A 19,502-nucleotide genomic window follows, 5' to 3' on the forward strand; every position below is an offset into this window, starting at 1 on the left:
ATTATCCTATTTTTGTAATAACATATCATTCATCCCACCATTTTTAATTTGCATAGGGTAAATATGTTCATCCGGTTCTATGTAGACATCTACAAATACTAATGATCCTAACTGAACTTTTTGTATAGCTATTTTTAATTTTTCAACAATTTCTGTAGGTTTTTTAATTTTTAATCCCACGTGTCCATACGACTTAGCTAGTTTTGTAAAATTTGGTAAAGATTGCATATACGAGTGAGAATGTCTTCCTTCGTATATTATATCTTGCCACTGTTTTACCATTCCCAACGATTGATTATTCAAATTAATTACTAGTATAGCAAGGCCATACTGTTTCGCTGTAGACAATTCTTGTATATTCATTTGTATACTACCATCTCCAGTAATACAAACTACAAGTTTTTTAGGAAATGCTATTTTTACCCCTAAAGCTGCCGGCAAACCAAATCCCATTGTTCCTAATCCTCCGGAATTAATCCAACGACGGGGTTTATCGAATATATAGTTTAATGCAGTAAACATTTGATGTTGTCCAACATCAGATGCTACATACGCATTTCCTTTTGTTAACTTATATAAAATTTTTATAAAATTTTGTGATTTAATGGTGGTATTAAATTTTTTATGATTGTTAATTTTTATTTTTTTCCATGAGTTAATTGTTTTCCACCACGCATGTAAGTAGTTTGTAGGTCTATTAAATGGATTTTTTTTAATAATATCTAACATGGTTAATAATATTTTTTTTGCATCTCCAATGATAGGAATATTTGCGGTAATAGTTTTTGAAATAGAAGTTGGATCAATATCAATGTGTATTATTTTTGCATTAGGGCAATATTTTTCTACATTATTTGTTGTTCTATCATCGAATCTAACTCCGATAGCTAATATCATATCAGAATGATGCATTGCCATGTTAGCTTGATAAGTTCCATGCATACCTAACATAGATAAACATTGAGGATTATTTCCAGGAAAAGCTCCTAAAGCCATAAGAGATAGTGTAACTGGAATATTTAAGAGAGTAGCTAATGAATATAATTCAGAATGACTATTAGAACTAATTATACCTCCTCCAACATAAATAATAGGTTTTTTAGATATTAAAATTTCATTTAATGCTTGTTTTATGTGTTTTTTTTTATTATTTTTTTTAAAGTGATAAGATTTAATTTTAACATTTTTAGGCCAAATATAATTTTTTTTTGTTTTTTGGTCTAAAATATTTTTAGGTAAATCAATCACAATAGGACCAGGTCTCCCTGTAGATGCTAGTAAATATGATCTTTTAAAAATTAATGGAATATCTTCAGATTTTTTTACTAAAAAACTATGTTTAACAATAGGTCTAGAAATACCAATCATATCACATTCTTGGAATGCATCAAATCCAATTAAATCAGAAGATACCTGTCCTGAAATAATGATTAATGGGATAGAATCCATATATGCTGTTGCAATTCCTGTGATTGCATTGGTTGCTCCAGGTCCAGATGTCACTAAAACTACTCCAATTTTCCCTGTACATCTAGCATAGCCGTCGGCCATATGTACAGCTCCTTGTTCATGTCGTACCAGTATATGTCGTATTTTTTTTTGACCTAAAGTATATAATGCATCGTATATATCTAATACTGCTCCTCCAGGATATCCAAATATTGTGTCTATTTTTAAATCTATTAATGATTTTACAACCATTTCAGCGCCTGATAACAATATCATTGATTACAAGTCCTTTTTAAAACTATTTTGATCATAAAAAAATATATAGTTATATGTATAACCATTGTTGTATAGTACATTTTATGTTTAGTAACTATTGTATATAACTAAACATGCAATAATATCCGCCTTTTTTTAGGCGGATATTTTTTAATAATAAAAGATTATTATTTAATAATATTCAATTAATTTTTAGTGCTACGCAGTAAGGTATTTAATTCTGTTTTTTTCAAGGTATTTTTATCAACTTTTTTAACTATTACTGCACAGTATAAATTTACATTATAGTGATTTTTAGAAGGTAAAGTACCCGAGACTACTACTGATCCCGATGGAACTCTTCCATAGAATATTTTTCCTGTTTCTCGTTCGTAGATTTTTGTACTTTGACCAATATATACGCCCATAGAAATTACTGAATTTTTTTCTATAATAACTCCCTCAACAATTTCAGATCGTGCTCCAATAAAACAATTATCTTCTATAATGGTAGGATTGTTTTGTAAAGGTTCTAATACACCACCGATACCTACTCCTCCAGATATATGTACATTATTACCAATTTGTGCACATGAACCTACGGTAGACCAAGTATCAATCATAGTATTTTTACCAATGTAGGCTCCAATATTAATAAAGCTAGGCATAAGCACTACATTTTTATCAATAAAAGCACCGAATCTTACTATTGAGTTCGGAATTATTCGTACAGAATCTTGAATAAATTGTAATTCATCATAATTTCTGTATTTTAGTGGTATTTTATCATAAAAAACATTGTTTGACGTTTTTATAATTTTGTTGCTTTTAGAGTAAAGGTATAATAATACACATTTTTTTATCCATTGATGTGTAATCCATTTTCCATGAATTTTTTCTGCAATTCTAATTATTCCGGAGTTTAACTGTGATATGGTTTGATAGATATACTTTTTTTCATGTTTAGTGATTTTGTAGTTACGCTCTTTTTTTTTTTTTTGAAAGATTTCTTCAATATAATGTTGTATTTTTGTCATCTGAATTATTGACCTGTTAGATTCACACAATTATTTTGCACTGTTTTTATATAGTAAATTTTAATATTATTTAAAATAATTGGATAATTTAATTTCTTTAAAGATAAAAATATTATTTTTTTTAAGTGTTAAGTAAATATTATGTATTTATAAAAATTTTAGGAATTTTTTCATTTTTTTGGTGTGTGATTATCTCACATCCAGTTTTAGTTACTAAAATTGTATGTTCATACTGTGCAGATAAACCGCCATCATTTGTTTTTATTGTCCAACCATCAGCCATACATTTTACATGTGGTAATTTTTCATTCACCATAGGTTCTATCGTAAATATCATCCCGGTTCGCATAATTATATAATCGTTATGACTGTAAAAATGTAAAATATGTGGAAATTCATGAAAATTTTTTCCTATTCCATGTCCACAATATTCTCTAACTACTGAAAAATTTTTTTTTTCTACATATTTTTGGATGATTTTTCCAATAGTATTTATTTTTACTCCATTTTTTATGCATTTTAAAGATAAATAAAGACTTTTTTTAGTAATTTGACATAAATATTTATTTTTTTTGCTAACAGATCCCACGAAAAACATTTTTGATGCATCAGTGTAGTAGTCATTTTTGATGACTGATACGTCTATATTAACAATGTCACCATTTTTTAATAATAATTTTTTGTCTGAAATTCCATGACAAACAACATCATTAATAGATATACATATGGATTTAGGGAAATTTTTGTACCCTAAACAAGCAGGTATAGCATGTTTAACTTGTGTTATATAATGATGACAAATTCTATTGATGTCTTCTGTAGAGACATCTGGCACTATATACGGCTTAATTATTTCTAATACATTTGCTGTGATTTTTCCAGATATTCGCATTTGTTGAATGTCGTATTTATTTTTTAAAGTATTTTTCATTTTTACGGGTTTGTTTTTTGGTTTATTTTATAAATCTTTATATAAAAAACAATAATTTATTTATATAAAAATATTTTTTTAAATAAATATTATGTATTTTTTTGGAAACACAAAAACGATATCAATAATTTTGTTATATTATGATATAATATATATATTACATATATCTTTATCTATAAGATATTTTCAAGATATTATTTGAAATTTATTCTTAAATTTATTAAATATATAATGATTTTTTTAAAATAAATATGAAATGTTTTGATAAAAATTAATTTATTTTGATATTAACTTGTATATTATTATATTAGCATATTTTTTTTTATTTTAAAAATTACAGGAGAATTGTTATGGATGTTCCTTTAATGAAGAATATGATTAAAGCCGGAGTTCATTTTGGACATCAAACACGATATTGGAATCCAAAAATGAAACCTTTTATTTTTGGTACTAAGAATAAAGTGCACATTATTAACTTGGAGAAAACATTACCGTTATTACAATCAGCTACTACAGCTCTTCAAAAAATTATTCAACGTAATGGTAAAATATTATTTGTAGGAACGAAAAAAGCAGCTAGCGTAGCGATTAAATTAATTGCATTATCATGTCATCAATTTTATGTAAATCATCGTTGGTTAGGAGGTATGCTAACAAATTGGAAAACAGTTAGACAATCTATAAATAAGTTAAAAGATTTAGAAAAGCAGTCAATTGATGGTACATTTGAAAAATTAACAAAGAAAGAAGTCCTATTAAGAAAACGTTCTTTAGAAAAGTTAGAAAAAAGTTTAGGTGGTATTAAAAATATGGGGGGTTTACCAGATGCAATTTTTGTTATCGATACTATGCATGAACATATAGCTATTCAAGAAGCTAATAATTTAGGAATATTAGTATTTGCTATAGTGGATACTAATTCTAGTCCAGAAGGTATTAATTATATTATACCTGGAAATGATGATGCAATTAGAGCCATTAATTTATATTTAAGTATACTATCTAAAGCATTATCAAAATGTTATAAAACAAAACAAGAATCTTTTCTTTTAAAAAAGAGATTAAAAGAATTATAACTTTAAAAATAGAATATAAATGATATTAATATCAGGTAATTAATATAATGGATATTTCAATACTACAGATAAAACAATTACGAGCACAAACCGGTTCTGGATTTATGGAATGTAAAAAAGCTTTACAGAAATCTAATGGAAATATTGAGAATGCTATTGACTACTTAAGAACACTAGGAGTATGTATTGCAGATAGAAATATTTCACACCAGACTAATTGCGGTCGTATATTTTTATATCAAGATAAAAATTTAGGGGCGTTATTGGAATTAAATTCAGAAACTGATTTTGTAGCTAATAATGATGAATTTAAAATGTTTGGACAAAAAATAGTAGATTATGTTGGCACAAATAAATTATTTAATTTACAGGATATACGTGATTTTTTTAATTCACAAAATATTGCTTTAATCGCTAAAGTACGAGAAAATATTGTTATTCGTAGAATTAAATATTTAGAAGGTAGTATTATGCACTCCTACCTTCATTTAGGAAAAATTGGAGTAGTAGTAAAAGGAAAAATTTTATCGGATATGAATGATTATAAATATCAATGTTTTAAACATGTTGCAATGCATATTGCTTCTTCTCGTCCATTATTTTTATTTGAAAAAGATATTCCTCAAGATGTTTTGGATCGAGAAACTCAAGTTCAACAAAATATTGCTAATAAAACTGGTAAAAATTCTTATGTAATACAATCTATTGTGAAAGGACGTTTAAAAAAGTTTATTAATAATATTACATTAATTTATCAAAAATTTATTATGGATCCTAAAATAACAGTTGGTGATTTTTTAAATAAAAATTCTATTTCTATACAAGACTTTATATGTTTTAAAGTAGGAGAATCTTTATAGTTCTATCATATAAATTAGTATGATTTTATTAAATATATTTAAATGTAATAAAAGAATTATATTCATTAATTTTCAAAATAAATATATTAAATAGGTTTTGATCTAAAATTATGAAAAAAAAAAATAAGTATAGTCGAATTTTATTAAAAATTAGTGGAGAATTTTTAAAAAGCGATTCTACACATAACGTAAATATTAATTTTATTCACAGTTTAACACAACAAGTACAGGTATTAATGCAATCTAATGTTCAAGTTGCTTTGGTTATCGGTGGAGGAAATTTATTTAGAGGATCTGAATTAGCAAAAATAGGTATACGAAGAACTGTATCAGACCAAATTGGCATGCTATCTACAGTTATGAATAGTTTATTAATTTACGAATTTTTTAAGAAAAGTAATATCAAGGTAAAACTTTTTTCATCTACATCTCTAGAAGGTCTATGTGATCGATACAGATTAGATACGGTTAATCATGCTCTCCAAAATGGGTATGCTACTATATTTTGTTTTGGACTTGGCATACCTTTTTTTACTACTGATTCGGCAGCATGTGTTTATGGGATTGATATAAAAGCAGATATTTTTTTAAAAGGAACAAAGGTTAATGGAATTTATTCATCTGATCCATTAATACATCCAAAAGCAAAGTTATATAACAAGTTAAGGTATCAAGAAGTTTTAAAAAAACAATTAAAAGTTATGGATTACGCATCATTAGTTTTAGCTTATGAACATAAATTACCTATTTTGGTTTTCAATATGTATAATCCAAAAATTTTACATGATATTTTTATGAGTACGAATCATATTGGAACTTTAATTTCTGAATAAATTACATTTTTGAGTTATATAATTATCAAGAGAAAAATTATGTTAACTACATTAAAAGAACATGTTTATATCCAAATGGATAAATGCTTTTTATTACTTAAAAAAGATTTAAACAAAGTTCGAACAAATCGTGTTTCTAGCACAATACTAGATAATATCTATATAGAATATTATGGTACTTCTACAGCTTTATCTAAATTATCTCACATAATTATAGAAAATAACAATACATTAAAAATAACTTTATTTGATATTTCAATAAAGAATATTGTAGAAAAAGCTATTCTTAATTCTAATCTAGGACTGAATCCTATTTCCACTGACTCTTGTATACGTGTTCCAATACCGAGTTTAACAGAATCTAGAAGAAAAGATTTAATCAAAGTAATTAAACACGATGCAGAAAATGCGCGAATATCTATTCGAAATGTTAGAAGAGAAGCGAACAGCCGAATAAAAATTTTATTAAAAAACAAAGAAATTAATAAAGATATAGAACAAGATATTAAACAAAATATTCAGAAAAATACTGATTTATTCATAAAAAAAATAAATGATATCGTTGAATCTAAAAAAAAAGAATTATTATTGATCTAATTATTTAAAATGTTATTTTTATAGAATTACTTATATATATTTATATATGTAAAATATATAAATATAATTGTATCATTTAAGTTTATTTTTATTTTTATTTTACAATATAATTGTGATATATAAAATATTCTTATAAATTAATGACTATATTTTTTAAAATATGCATATATTATAACAAATTTTTATTAAGTATAATAAATGCATGATTTACAATCATCAAACTCAATAAAGCTTATATAGGAATATGATGCAAATATGTTATATAAAAAGTTTTTTTTTATATGTTGTATGGTATTTTCTTTTTCTGTTTCGGCTTCTAAAGTACAGCATATAAAACGTGTTTCTATATGCGGTATTAAAAATATATCGAAAAATAGTATATTACGAACATTACAATCTAATTTTTTAAAAAAAAGAACTTTAATGGATGTTTCTAATGTAGTTTTATGTTTAAGAAATACTAATCGTTTTATTAAAGTAAATGCTACTAAATTTAATGATACTTTAATTTTATTAGCTCAAGAGTTTCCTGAAATAAATAAAATTAGTTATTTTGGTATTAATCATATTAAAACTAAAAACATAAATATTCTGTTAAAAAAATTTAATCTTATAGAAAAAGGATTTTTTTGTAGGGTTAATTGTAATAATTTTTTTTCTATTTTGAAAAAAAAATATGAATATCAGGGATATTTAAATGCTAAATTTAGATTAATTGTAATTCGCAACACTAATAATACAGTACAGCTAAAAATTATAGTTGACGAAGGAATTCCATCAATTATATCCAGAATTGATATGAACGATGAAGGAAATTTTTTTAAAAAAAAAATGTTTACAGATATTTCTATTTCCAAAACTAATCTTTTATGGAATTTTTTTTCTATTCATCAATATAATAGTATTAAGTTTAAAAATTTATTACGTGAGTTACATTTTTTTTATATACGTCATGGATACTTAGATTTTAAAATAAAATCAGTACAGAAGTATTGTTCTACAGACAAAAAAAATATTGTGATTAAAATTAATGTTTATACAGGATCACAGTATTATATTAAACATGTTTTATTACGCGAGTGTGATAAATTGTATAATTATTCTATTATAGATCAAGTTCAAAAAAAAATATCACATTCTCTTTATTCCGAGTCTACACTTAACCAGGCAAAAATGTATTTTAAACATATTTACTTGCCATTAGGTATATCAAATACTCGTCTTTTTTTTCATTCTGAAATCAACAAAAATAATCATTCGGTACGTTTGTATATTGGGGTAGATGTACTAAAACCATGCATTGTTAATAACGTGTATTTTTCTAGAAATTCTAATATAAGTAGTAAGTTTATAAACTGCTATACGCATCATAGTAAACACGATTTTTTTAACGAAAATTATATTATAAAATCTTGTAAAAATTTATTTCAAACCGGATTATTTAATAGGATTCAAGTGTATGCTGAAAAACATATAAATAATAGTGGTAAAATTGACATTTTTTATAGTTTTAAAGTATCTGCAAATACTAGAACATTTAATATATCCACTAACTATGGAAAAGATAGAGGTTTATTATTGCAATTACTGTTGTTAGATAAAAATTTAATTGGTACTGGAAGTGAATTGTATGTTAAAATTTTAAAAAATTTTGCTGATACTGATGTTAAAATTCATTTATTAAAGCCAGTAGGATTTTTAAAGAATTTTTTTTTAAAATCTGATATGTTTTATAATTTTGTTCATAAACGTTATTTTTTTGCGCATAAATATATTGATAGATTATTTGGTTTTAGTTCTTCATTATATACTTCAAATTTAAAACATAAAAAATTTTCTGTATCATTTGAATATGAAAAGATAAAAATCATATGCAAAACTCCATATATTACATTATATCAGTATTTTTCATCATTATCGGAAAAATTACGTTTAAAACCTAAAATCAGTGATTTTTTTGTTAATGATTTTTTTATTAAATATATTTTTGATTTTAATAACATTAAAGGAAAAGATTTTTTAAAAAAAGGATGTCATGCAAAATTTATAGGAAAATTTACACTGCCTTTTTCTGATAATTTTTATCATAAATTATTTTTCAATGTCAATCAATATGTTCCTTTAAAAAATATATATGATTCAATATTGCATAATTTTTTAGAATTTGGAACTGGTTTTACGTCGGGTAAATATGTTTTTCCTTTTTATGAAAATTATAAATTTTATAATAAAAAAACAAAAAGTGGATTTCAAGATAATTCGATTGGTCCTACGGCTGTATATTATGAACATCAAAATGATTTAGTTGATAGTCAAAAATATCAAAATTCATTAAATTTATTTCCCTCTACAAAACATATAGGTGGTAATATATTAGTTCATGCTAATACAGAGTTGTTGTTTCCGAATATTCACGTAATAAAAAAAATATTCAATATGTTTCAAGCAGGTCTATTTTTAGATGCTGTTAATATTTGGGATACCTCCGAAAACAATACTATTCCTTTATATTTAATAAGTAATGCAAATAATATTAAAAATTCTGATTCTGCACATATATCTGTAGGTGCTTTTATACGTTGGATATCTTGTTTTGGTCCTCTTACATTTTATGCTTCAGCTCCTTTACATCCATATAATACTTCTAATAATTGTTTAGATGAGTATGGTATGAATTTTTCTTAATGTTCGTGTAATGCTTATATTAATATTTATTTGAAATATAATAAGTATTATTTATAATATAAATAAGAGATGCGTTATGACAGATATAAAAAGCATTAAATATGTATTTAATTTAAATGATATTTTGCGAATTTTACCTCATCGATTTCCTTTTTTATTGATAGATCAAATATTAGAGTTTAAAAAAAAATTATATATTTGTGCATTGAAAAATATTACTGCAAATGATTTTTTTTTTTTGGTCATTTTCCTAAAAAATATATTTTTCCTGGTGTTCTAATAGTAGAATCAATTGCTCAATCCAGTGGATTTTTGCTCACGTACTCTAAAAAAAATACTACTATTAATAGTAAAATATGCGGGTTAACTGGAATATATGATACAAGTTTTATTAATCCAGTATACCCTGGTGATCAAATGATAATAAAATCTTATTTTAAAAAAAAGTTAAGTGGTATTTATGTATTTAGTGGTATTGTTATGGTCAAAAAAAATATTGTATGTAAATCCACTATATCTTTAGCTTTTTTATAAAATACTATATATAAAATTATTTTTTAAGTTAAAATTTTATATATATAGTTATAAAAAGTATAAAAAACTAGTTGTTTATCAAAATACTGCGTGTTGCTAGTAAATATTTTACTGAGTCTACATAAATGTAATTATTTTTAATATTAGATTTGTATGATATATTGGTTTTATATATAAAAAAAATATTTTATACATATGCCGTGTATTTAAAGTAATTACAGCAGTACAATATTTTTTTATCGGAGTATATTTTAATTAACTAATATAAGTAATTTTAGGTTATATATGTATTTAAAAAATTTCGTGCATCTTCGAGCACACAGTGATTATTCTATGATCGATGGTATAGTGAAACCAGAAAAGTTAGTACAACAAGCTAAATTGATGAATATGACATCTTTAGGTATTACCGATGTAAATAATTTACACGGTGTTATTAAGTTTTATTCCTCTGCACATAGAGAAGGTATCAAACCAATTATTGGTATTGATATAATGGTTCAATCAAATATTCTCAAAAATACTACATGTCGATTAACTGTATTAGCTGCTAATAATCATGGCTATAAAAATATAATTGAGTTGTTATCAGAATCATATAAATTAGGATATAACGATACTTCTGGATTAGTAATTTGTATGAAGCGTTTATTAAAGTTTAAAAAAGGTGTTTTAATTTTATCTGGAGGTATACAAGGAGATATTGCTAAATGCATATTTAAAAATGATATAAATTTATTGAATCACTGTATTATATTCTATAAAAAACATTTTCCGAATAAATATTATTTAGAAATTTCTAGAATTGGCTTACCTCGAGAAGAAGAATACATTGCATATATAAAACATATCTCTCATACATATTCTTTACCGATTATTGCTACTAACGAGGTATTATTTTTAAAAAAAAATGATTTTTATGTTCATCAAATTAAAGTAGCAATTTATAAAAAAAAAACTATTACTGATTTAAAATTTGTATACAAATATACTAAGAATCAGTTTTTAAAAAGTCAATATGATATAACTGAAATTTTCCATGACATTCCAGAATCAATAATTAATAGTATTGAGCTTGCGAAACGTTGTAATGTCATTATTCCGTCTGGTTCTTATTTTTTGCCTGTTTTTCCCACTCAGTCTATGGATCCTTACTGTTTTTTTGTACAAAAATCACGTATCGGTCTAGAATCACGTTTAATAAATTTATTTCCCGATATACACGACAGAAATATAAAAAAAAAAATATATTTTTCTAGATTAAAACATGAATTGTTAGTTATAAAAAAAATGGGTTTTGTTAGTTATTTTTTGATTGTTATGGATTTTATTCAATGGGCAAAAAATCATAACATACCAGTTGGTCCGGGTAGAGGCTCTGGTGCAGGATCTTTAGTGTCATTTTCTCTTAATATTACAGAAATAGATCCGTTACAATTTGATTTATTGTTTGAACGATTTTTAAATCCTGATCGTGTTTCTTTACCAGATTTTGACATTGATTTTTGCATGGAAAAAAGAGATTTAGTGATTGATCATGTAATAAAAAAATATGGTCGTAATTCTGTTTCACAAATTATCACTTTTGGTACTATGGCTGCTAAAGCAGTTATTCGGGATGTCGGTAGAGTTCTTGGTTATCCTTATGGCTTAATGAATAAAATTTCTAAGTTGGTACCTTTAGATCCTAAAATGACTTTAAAAAAAGCATTTTCTATACAAAAAGAATTAGTGGATTTATATAATCATAATCACGATATTAAAATATTGATTGATATAGCGAAAAAATTGGAAGGAGTTATTCGTAATATAGGTAAACATGCAGGGGGTATTGTTATTTCTCCAACTAAAATTTCTGATTTTGTACCTATATTATGTGATTTTCAAGGAAAGAATCAAGTAACACAATTTGATAAAAATGATATTGAATTTGTAGGTTTAGTAAAATTTGATTTTTTAGGTTTAAAAACTTTAACTATGATTGATATGATCGTTAACATGATAAATAAAAAACATGCACGTCAACAAAAAAAAATTTTTTTTATTAATAAAATTAATTTAAAAGATAAAAAAAGTTTTTTTTTATTAAAAAAAGCTGATACTATTTCTGTTTTTCAGTTAGAATCTTTGGGAATGAGAAATCTAATTAAACGTTTACAACCAGATTCTTTTGAAGACATTATTGCTCTAGTAGCTCTTTATAGGCCTGGACCACTACAATCAGGAATGGTAGATAATTTTATAAATCGTAAAAATGGTACAGAAAAAATCTCGTATCCTGATCATAGATGGCAGCATAAGTGTTTAAAACCTATTTTAAAATCAACATATGGAATTATTTTATATCAAGAACAAGTTATGCAAATTGCTCAAGTTTTGTCAAATTTTACTCCAAGTGAAGCAGATATTTTAAGACGAGCTATGGCAAAAAAAAATCCTAAAGAAATGATGCAACAAAGACAATTATTTCAATTAGGCGCTTCAAAAAATTCTATAAGTTTAAATTTATCGACCAAAATTTTTGATTTATTAGAGAAATTTTCTGCGTATGGTTTTAATAAATCACATTCTGCTACATATGCTTTATTAGCATATCAAACATTATGGTTAAAAGCTAATTATTCTGCCGAATTTATGGCATCTTCTATGACATTAGATATGATGAACACTACAAAGATAGTTAATCTAGTTCATGATGCGCGTCGTATGAACTTAAATATTATTTCTCCTAATATAAATTTTAGCAACTATTTTTTTTCTGTAAATAAATTTGGAAAAATAGTGTATGGTTTAGGAGCAATTAAAGGTTTAGGAAAATCTTCTATTGATATAATTTTAAAAGAAAGAAATAAACCTGTTGGTGTTTTTTCTGATTTTTTAGATTTATGTGTTCGTCTGCTTTTAAAAAAAATAACTCGTCATATTTTTGAAATATTAGTAATGTCTGGAGCATGTGATTGTTTTAATAAATGTCGTGTTCAATTATTTAGCAATATTGGAAAAATGATACAAATTGCTAAAAAAAAAATTTTATCAATGCAAACCAAACAGGATGATTTATTTCACTTTAAAGATTGTTTTTCCGAGAAAATATTTATTGAAAAAAACAGTAATTTACATACATCTTTTATACATACTGATGAAATAATTTCAAAGGTTTTAAAGTGGGAGCGTGAAATACTAGGTCTATATCTCACTAGTCATCCAATTAAAAATTTTTTAAAAGAAATACACTATTATACTAAAAATATAACCCTACATGATTGTTCTTTACTGAACAAGGCTAACCATGTTGTCCTTATAGGGATGATTTGGTCTATAAAAATAGCGTTTACTAAAAAAAAAAATAAATTTTATATTATTACTTTAGATGATTCATATAGTCGTTTGGATGTAATTTATTTTAATAATGTTAATAATATTATGGATCAATTTTTTTGTAAAAAAAATATCATTGTAGTGGTGACTGGAAAAGTATCACATGATTCTTTTACTAATCGATCACGCTTTTTAGTAAAAACAATTTGTAATATTGAACAATATAGAGAAAAAAAGCTGTATAAAATTAAAATAATTATAAATAATAACATTACTAAATGTAAAGATATTTTAGATAATCTATATAATTATTTATCAAATAATATTCTACCCGGACATGTTACATTGACTTTTATTTTATCAGTACGATTATGTATACAACATAAATTATTTAATCAAATTTATTATATATATCCTGATAATAATTTTTTAAATTATTTAAAGTTATTTACAGATTATATAACTATTAAATTAAATTTTTATAAATAATATATTTATTACATTAAAGTAATAGTTAATTTTAATAATAAATATTATTTTTTTTTAATTTAAATTAATTTATTATTAAAATATTGTTCTATATTTTTAGAAATTGTAAAAATTTATAAAATTTTTTTTATAAAATTAAATAGATGATTAATCGGAATTCTTTTTTTTAAGTTTTTTTTTCTAAAATAAAATTCAATTTCTTGAGCTCTTAATGTATTAGTACTAATAATTATTCCATAAGGAATACCAATTAAATTCATATCAGCAAACATTTTTCCCAAATGTTCTTGTCTATTATCTAATAATACATCAATTTTTTTATGTATTAATTTTTCATAAATATATTTTACTGTATCTTTAATTTTTTTATTTTTGTACATATTGATAGGAATAATAAATATTTGAAAAGGAGTGATACATTTAGGCCAAATAATTCCATTATCATCATGATTTTGTTCTATAACGGCAGATATAATTCGGTTGATTCCAATTCCATAACAACCCATGTGTAATGTTTTTTTTTTTTGTTTTTGATCAAAAAGCGAAAAATTTGTTTTTTTTGTATATTTTTTTCCAAGTTGAAAAATATGACCAATTTCAATACTATTTTTAGTATATACTTTTTCTCCTGGTAAAGGATAATAAGAATTTTTGTTAATATTAGTCATAGTAATAATTTTATTAAATATTATTTTTTTACTCCATAGTAAAGGAGACATCGTCTCGTTGAACCAATCTTTTTTTAAAATAAAATAAGGTATATTTTTTATTGAAGCATCTACTATTATGAATATATTTTTGTTAGTATAAAATTTTTTATCATTAGTTAATTTATATGATAAAATCATTTTTTTAGGTTTAATTAATTTTATTGGATATGCAAGAATTTTTATATTTTCTAGATCTTTTTTCTGAAGGGAATTATATTTACGCATTAATACAACAGCTATAGAATAACGTGATTGAGTAGATTTAGTTTGTATTAAATACATTTTTATTTGATTAGATGATGTGCGATATTTATCAGAATGTATTGCACAATTAGATTTTTTAGAAAAGATAATTTTATCTTCTCCAATATTAGCTATTGCATGAAATTCATGGGATGTCGATCCACCCATTGTTTTTGACTGGGTTTTGACAATTTTAAAATTAAGTTTAAATGCAGTAAATACTTGTATATAAATATTCTTTATGTTTTGATATGTTTCCTTTAAAGATTTTTTATTAATATGAAAAGAATATGCGTCTTTCATGAGAAATTCTATAGATCGAATAACTCCAAATCGAGGTCTAATCTCATCTCTAAATTTTCTTTGTATTTGATAAAAAACAATTGGTAATTGTTTATAAGAATGGATTTCTTGATGAAAAATATGAGTAATAACTTCTTCATGTGTGGGGCTTAATATATATTTTTTTTTTTTTCGATCCATTAAATGTATTAATTCTTCTCCATATAATTTGGTTCGTCCGCTTTGATCCCATAATTTCTTTGGTTGTATAATAGGAGCACAAATTTCCAAATATCCGTGTTTATTCATGATATTGGAGATAACATCTATAATTCTCCTCACTACCCTGTATCCAGTAGGTAACCATGTATATATTCCTGAAGATAACATTCGTATCATTCCAGATCGTAACATTAATTGGTGACTGATAGATTCTGTTTTTGTAGGTTTTTCTTTAATTGTAGCAAGTAAATATTTAGTAGTATACATAATTAATATCCTAAAAAATAAGTAGATGATTAAGTATGATTTATAATCATACATATCAATATTGTATAATATATTATATGCACAAAATAAATTTTTAGTCATTTTCAATAAATTTTAAAAAATGGTAATTACAATATGTAAATCACATTTTTGTATGCACAATACTGCACATTCATAGTTTATATATATAAATTATTTTATTATAAATAATATATAATAAATTTATTAACGTAAATATTTAAAAAAATATATTTCTAAATATATAGTGAATACTATATGTAGATTTTATATTTAAATTTTAATTTTATATTTACAAAACTGTGTATCATAAACATATTTTTTTTCAATAAAATTTAAGTAATTTAGTAATAAGGACATTAAAATGATTTATATAATAAATTTACTATAATAAATTACTTTTACTTAAAAATTGAATATATATTAGATAACATTAATAAAATATATATAAGGTATATATATATGAATTATAACGTAAATGAAGATAAAACTGAATCTGCTACTCCGCATAAAATCAAGCAATTTAAAAAACATGGAGAAATACCATATTTATTTGATCTAAATTCTTTTTTTATATTATCTTTTTTTTTTGTATTTTTGTATATAAATAAAAAATTTATTTTTTTTTTTCTTTTAAAATTATTTATTGTAAATTTAACTTTTGATCATAAAATTGTAAATTATACTAAATTGTGTGATTTGATAGCATTATCTAATTTTAAAAATTTTATTTTTCTTTTTTTAATTTTATTTATAGGAATGTTACTTATATTGATTTTTTCTCCTTTTATTCTTCAAGGAGATTTTATAAGAATGAAATTCTTTAAAATTAAAACGGATTCTTTACATATTATTAATAATCTTAAAAAAAAATTTTTTTTCAGTGTAATGATTGATTTTTTTTGTAGCATGTTAAAAATAATGACAATTATCATATTTTCGATTTTTTTTATATGGACGAATCGATTATCAGTGAATCAGTTTTTTTTTGATTCATTACTCAATGATATTTGTATTAGTTTTAATTGGTTTAATAAATACATTTTATTTATTATGGTAATTATTGGTATTATTGCAATAATAGATACTAGTATAAAATATATTCAATATTGTTATAAACTTAAAATGACTATTCAAGAAGTAAAAGATGAAACTAAAGAATTAGAAGGAAATCCTTTAATTAAACAAAGGGTGTATGCATTAATGCGGTATTCATCAAAGAAATCTTCTATATATTCTGTTATACAATCTAATGTAATTATTTTTAATGCAAAAAATTGTGCAGTAGCAATACATTATAATATGAAAATTATGTCTTCTCCTCAAGTTTTATTTAAAGGATTAGGTGATTTGTCTGTGCAAATTATACAAATAGCGCAGAAAAGTAATATTCCTATATTTATTTCAGATTCTATAGCAAAATATTTATACTATAACTCTCTTATTGGCCATGATATACCTATAATTTTATATCCATCGATTGCAAAAATTTTAGCATGGGCTCATCAGTTAGAACGCTGGAAAAAGTATGGCGGTACGTATCCACCTACTCCTATTATATTTTTTCATTAATAAAAAATTTTGAGAGGAATGCATCCTTGATAAGAAAAATGTTTATTTTATTAGATTTTATTAAAAAAATTAATCATGGAGAATTATATTCTTTATCTGCTCCTATATTAATTTTAGTAATTTTGTTTATGTTAATTTTACCACTACCATCTTTTTTACTAGATTTTTTATTTTCTTTTAATATTGTTATTTCAATTATTATTTTAGTTGTAGCTATGTTTACTACTGAAGTATTGGATTTTTCTTCTTTTCCTACTATATTACTATTTTCAACTTTATTACGATTGTCATTAAATATTGCTTCTACACGTATAATTCTATTAAAAGGACATACTGGTTCATTTTCTGCAGGGCATGTTATTGAATCATTTGGTTGTTTTTTAATTGGTGGAAATTTTTTTATTGGTTTGGTTATTTTTGTTATTTTAGTAATTATAAATTTTTTTGTTATTACTAAAGGTTCTGGAAGAATAGCAGAAGTAGGAGCTAGATTTATTTTAGATGCTATGCCAGGTAAACAAATGGCTATTGATGCTGATTTAAATACTGGCTTTATTTCTAAAAAAGAAGCAAAAATTAGACGTATGAATGTATATAAAGAAGCAGATTTTTACGGATCTATGGATGGAGCCAGTAAATTTATTAGAGGAGATGCTATCGCTGGTATTATAATAATGCTTGTAAATATTATAGGAGGTTTAATTGTAGGAATTTTTCAACATAATATGTTATTTGTACAAGCAGTAAAAATATACAGTATATTAACTGTTGGAGACGGATTAGTAGCTCAAATTCCTTCTTTGATTATATCAATAGCTTCGGGTGTAATTTTAACACGCGTGGGTTCTGAAAAAATTAGTATTGGCAAACAGATAATTAATCAGGTATTTAATAATCCTCAAGTTATATTTTTTAGCGGAATTATTTTTAGTATATTTGGTGTAATACCAGGAATGCCGAATTTTATTTTTTTGTTTTTTTCCGGGAGTTTATTTTTATTATCATGGTACTTATGTAATCAACAATATATAAGTAAAAATTTTTCTGCACAATCATCATCACAAAAAAATAAAAAACTTCATTTATCATGGAATGATATTCAATTTGAACGTTTAATAGTGCTACAGTTAAATTCTCGTTTTTTTCAGCCCTCATATAAGAATATGTATAATGATTTATTACATAAATTGCATGTTTTAAGGAAAAATATAGCCAAAAATTTTGGATTCTTGATTTCTGAAATTGATTGTATTCATGATTGCAAATTAGAAGATGGACAATATAAAATTTTTATAAAAGGAGTGGAAATTGAATCAGGATATGTTTTTTTTGACAAAATATTGGCAGTAAATACCGGAAAGAAAGTAATTAATATACCAGGTATAAAAGTAAAGGAGCCAGTTTTTGATCTGCCTGCATTTTGGGTAGATATAGCTTCTAAGGATCTGATTATAAAGAAAAAATTATTAGTAGTAGAGCCTAATTCTGTGATTGTTACACATCTTAATAAAATTATTAGATATAATTTACATGATTTTTTTGGTTTTCAGGAAACACAACAATTTTTAGATCGTGTTTCGCAAAATTTTCCAAAATTAGTTGATTATGTAGTACCGAAGATAATTTCAATAACTGTTTTACAAAAAATATTACAAAATTTACTATATGATCGAATATCAATTAAAGATATAAGAACGATCTTTGAAACATTAATAAAACATAGTGATACCATAAAAAATGATGTAAACAAGTCAACTAGCATTATTCGTATTTCTTTGCGAAAATTTATTACACAAAAGTTTTTTTGTAAATCTAATACTGTTTGTGCTATTGGTTTGAGCGCTAAAATAGAAAACATTTTGTTAAAGATTATTAGTAGTAAAAATAGTAAATTAGAACCTTTATTTACGGAAAAACTAATTAAAAAAACTAAATTATCAATTATTTTTCAAAAAAAAAATAATTTACCAACAGTATTATTAGTACATCCTAAAATTCGTGTTTTTTTGGCTAAATTATTTATTACAAGTATTCCCGAACTAACAGTTTTATCATTTTTAGAAATTTCTGAAGATCGAAAAATTAAAATTGTTTATACAATTGGTAAAGATACGTTTTAATTGT

13 protein-coding genes are annotated in these 19,502 nt (G+C 23.9%); 9 read left to right on the forward strand and 4 right to left on the reverse strand.

Annotated features, from left to right (window positions below; translation table 11 throughout):
• Positions 1 to 6: 6 nt before the first annotated feature.
• From ilvB to map, 3 genes are all read right to left on the reverse strand, one after another.
• Positions 7 to 1,725 carry a biosynthetic-type acetolactate synthase large subunit gene (gene ilvB, locus BUCISPPS3390_RS00745; protein WP_154060759.1) on the reverse strand — a complete coding sequence of 573 codons (1,719 nt, stop codon included), beginning with the start codon at positions 1,723 to 1,725 and terminating at the stop codon, positions 7 to 9.
• 185 nt (positions 1,726 to 1,910) lie between these two features.
• Positions 1,911 to 2,741 (reverse strand): 2,3,4,5-tetrahydropyridine-2,6-dicarboxylate N-succinyltransferase, encoded by an 831-nt coding sequence (gene dapD / locus BUCISPPS3390_RS00750; RefSeq protein ID WP_154060760.1) that lies wholly within the window; start codon positions 2,739 to 2,741, stop codon positions 1,911 to 1,913.
• A 139-nt stretch (positions 2,742 to 2,880) separates the two neighbouring features.
• Entirely contained in the window at positions 2,881 to 3,672 is a 792-nt protein-coding gene (map, locus tag BUCISPPS3390_RS00755) for a type I methionyl aminopeptidase (RefSeq protein WP_154060761.1), read from the reverse strand.
• A gap of 350 nt (positions 3,673 to 4,022) precedes the next feature.
• Between map and rpsB the strand changes: the two genes are divergently transcribed.
• The 7 genes from rpsB to dnaE all read left to right on the forward strand — a co-directional run bounded on the left by rpsB (position 4,023) and on the right by dnaE (position 14,064).
• A complete protein-coding gene (rpsB, locus tag BUCISPPS3390_RS00760; protein ID WP_154060762.1) occupies positions 4,023 to 4,748 on the forward strand; it encodes a 30S ribosomal protein S2 in 726 nt (241 codons plus the stop codon).
• A 47-nt stretch (positions 4,749 to 4,795) separates the two neighbouring features.
• Positions 4,796 to 5,608 carry a translation elongation factor Ts gene (gene tsf / locus BUCISPPS3390_RS00765; protein WP_154060763.1) on the forward strand — a complete coding sequence of 271 codons (813 nt, stop codon included), beginning with the start codon at positions 4,796 to 4,798 and terminating at the stop codon, positions 5,606 to 5,608.
• A gap of 110 nt (positions 5,609 to 5,718) precedes the next feature.
• Positions 5,719 to 6,441 (forward strand): UMP kinase, encoded by a 723-nt coding sequence (gene pyrH, locus BUCISPPS3390_RS00770; protein WP_154060764.1) that lies wholly within the window; start codon positions 5,719 to 5,721, stop codon positions 6,439 to 6,441.
• Between the two features lie 39 nt (positions 6,442 to 6,480).
• A complete protein-coding gene (gene frr / locus BUCISPPS3390_RS00775) occupies positions 6,481 to 7,038 on the forward strand; it encodes a ribosome recycling factor (RefSeq protein ID WP_154060765.1) in 558 nt (185 codons plus the stop codon).
• Positions 7,039 to 7,293: 255 nt separating this feature from the next.
• Positions 7,294 to 9,723: an outer membrane protein assembly factor BamA gene (bamA, locus tag BUCISPPS3390_RS00780; RefSeq protein WP_154060766.1), complete on the forward strand. Its 2,430-nt coding sequence runs from the start codon at positions 7,294 to 7,296 to the stop codon at positions 9,721 to 9,723.
• Between the two features lie 279 nt (positions 9,724 to 10,002).
• On the forward strand, positions 10,003 to 10,257 hold the full coding sequence (locus tag BUCISPPS3390_RS02145; RefSeq protein ID WP_331877454.1) for a hypothetical protein: 255 nt from the start codon (positions 10,003 to 10,005) through the stop codon (positions 10,255 to 10,257).
• A gap of 285 nt (positions 10,258 to 10,542) precedes the next feature.
• A complete protein-coding gene (gene dnaE / locus BUCISPPS3390_RS00795) occupies positions 10,543 to 14,064 on the forward strand; it encodes a DNA polymerase III subunit alpha (RefSeq protein ID WP_154060769.1) in 3,522 nt (1,173 codons plus the stop codon).
• A 113-nt stretch (positions 14,065 to 14,177) separates the two neighbouring features.
• Here the strand turns inward: dnaE and proS are convergent, their stop codons facing one another.
• Entirely contained in the window at positions 14,178 to 15,788 is a 1,611-nt protein-coding gene (gene proS / locus BUCISPPS3390_RS00800) for a proline--tRNA ligase (RefSeq protein ID WP_172599025.1), read from the reverse strand.
• 480 nt (positions 15,789 to 16,268) lie between these two features.
• Between proS and BUCISPPS3390_RS00805 the strand changes: the two genes are divergently transcribed.
• Both BUCISPPS3390_RS00805 and BUCISPPS3390_RS00810 read left to right on the forward strand, forming a co-directional pair.
• On the forward strand, positions 16,269 to 17,378 hold the full coding sequence (locus BUCISPPS3390_RS00805; RefSeq protein WP_154060771.1) for an EscU/YscU/HrcU family type III secretion system export apparatus switch protein: 1,110 nt from the start codon (positions 16,269 to 16,271) through the stop codon (positions 17,376 to 17,378).
• A gap of 38 nt (positions 17,379 to 17,416) precedes the next feature.
• Positions 17,417 to 19,498, forward strand: coding sequence for a flagellar biosynthesis protein FlhA (locus tag BUCISPPS3390_RS00810; RefSeq protein WP_154060981.1), 2,082 nt, complete (start codon positions 17,417 to 17,419; stop codon positions 19,496 to 19,498).
• Positions 19,499 to 19,502 lie beyond the last annotated feature (4 nt).

It is taken from the genome of Buchnera aphidicola (Cinara cf. splendens/pseudotsugae 3390) (assembly GCF_900698845.1).
Taxonomy (GTDB): Bacteria; Pseudomonadota; Gammaproteobacteria; order Enterobacterales; family Enterobacteriaceae; genus Buchnera_F; species Buchnera_F aphidicola_AM.

Bases quoted from the DNA above. Each gene is read 5' to 3' on its own strand.
- tsf (WP_154060763.1), top strand. From the start codon at position 4,796: ATGGATATTTCAATACTACAGATAAAACAATTACGAGCACAAACCGGT.
- pyrH (WP_154060764.1), top strand. From the start codon at position 5,719: ATGAAAAAAAAAAATAAGTATAGTCGAATTTTATTAAAAATTAGTGGA.
- dapD (WP_154060760.1), bottom strand. From the start codon at position 2,741: ATGACAAAAATACAACATTATATTGAAGAAATCTTTCAAAAAAAAAAA.
- proS (WP_172599025.1), bottom strand. From the start codon at position 15,788: ATGTATACTACTAAATATTTACTTGCTACAATTAAAGAAAAACCTACA.
- BUCISPPS3390_RS00810 (WP_154060981.1), top strand. From the start codon at position 17,417: ATGTTTATTTTATTAGATTTTATTAAAAAAATTAATCATGGAGAATTA.
- frr (WP_154060765.1), top strand. From the start codon at position 6,481: ATGTTAACTACATTAAAAGAACATGTTTATATCCAAATGGATAAATGC.
- dnaE (WP_154060769.1), top strand. From the start codon at position 10,543: ATGTATTTAAAAAATTTCGTGCATCTTCGAGCACACAGTGATTATTCT.
- bamA (WP_154060766.1), top strand. From the start codon at position 7,294: ATGTTATATAAAAAGTTTTTTTTTATATGTTGTATGGTATTTTCTTTT.
- rpsB (WP_154060762.1), top strand. From the start codon at position 4,023: ATGGATGTTCCTTTAATGAAGAATATGATTAAAGCCGGAGTTCATTTT.
- map (WP_154060761.1), bottom strand. From the start codon at position 3,672: ATGAAAAATACTTTAAAAAATAAATACGACATTCAACAAATGCGAATA.
- BUCISPPS3390_RS00805 (WP_154060771.1), top strand. From the start codon at position 16,269: ATGAATTATAACGTAAATGAAGATAAAACTGAATCTGCTACTCCGCAT.
- ilvB (WP_154060759.1), bottom strand. From the start codon at position 1,725: ATGATATTGTTATCAGGCGCTGAAATGGTTGTAAAATCATTAATAGAT.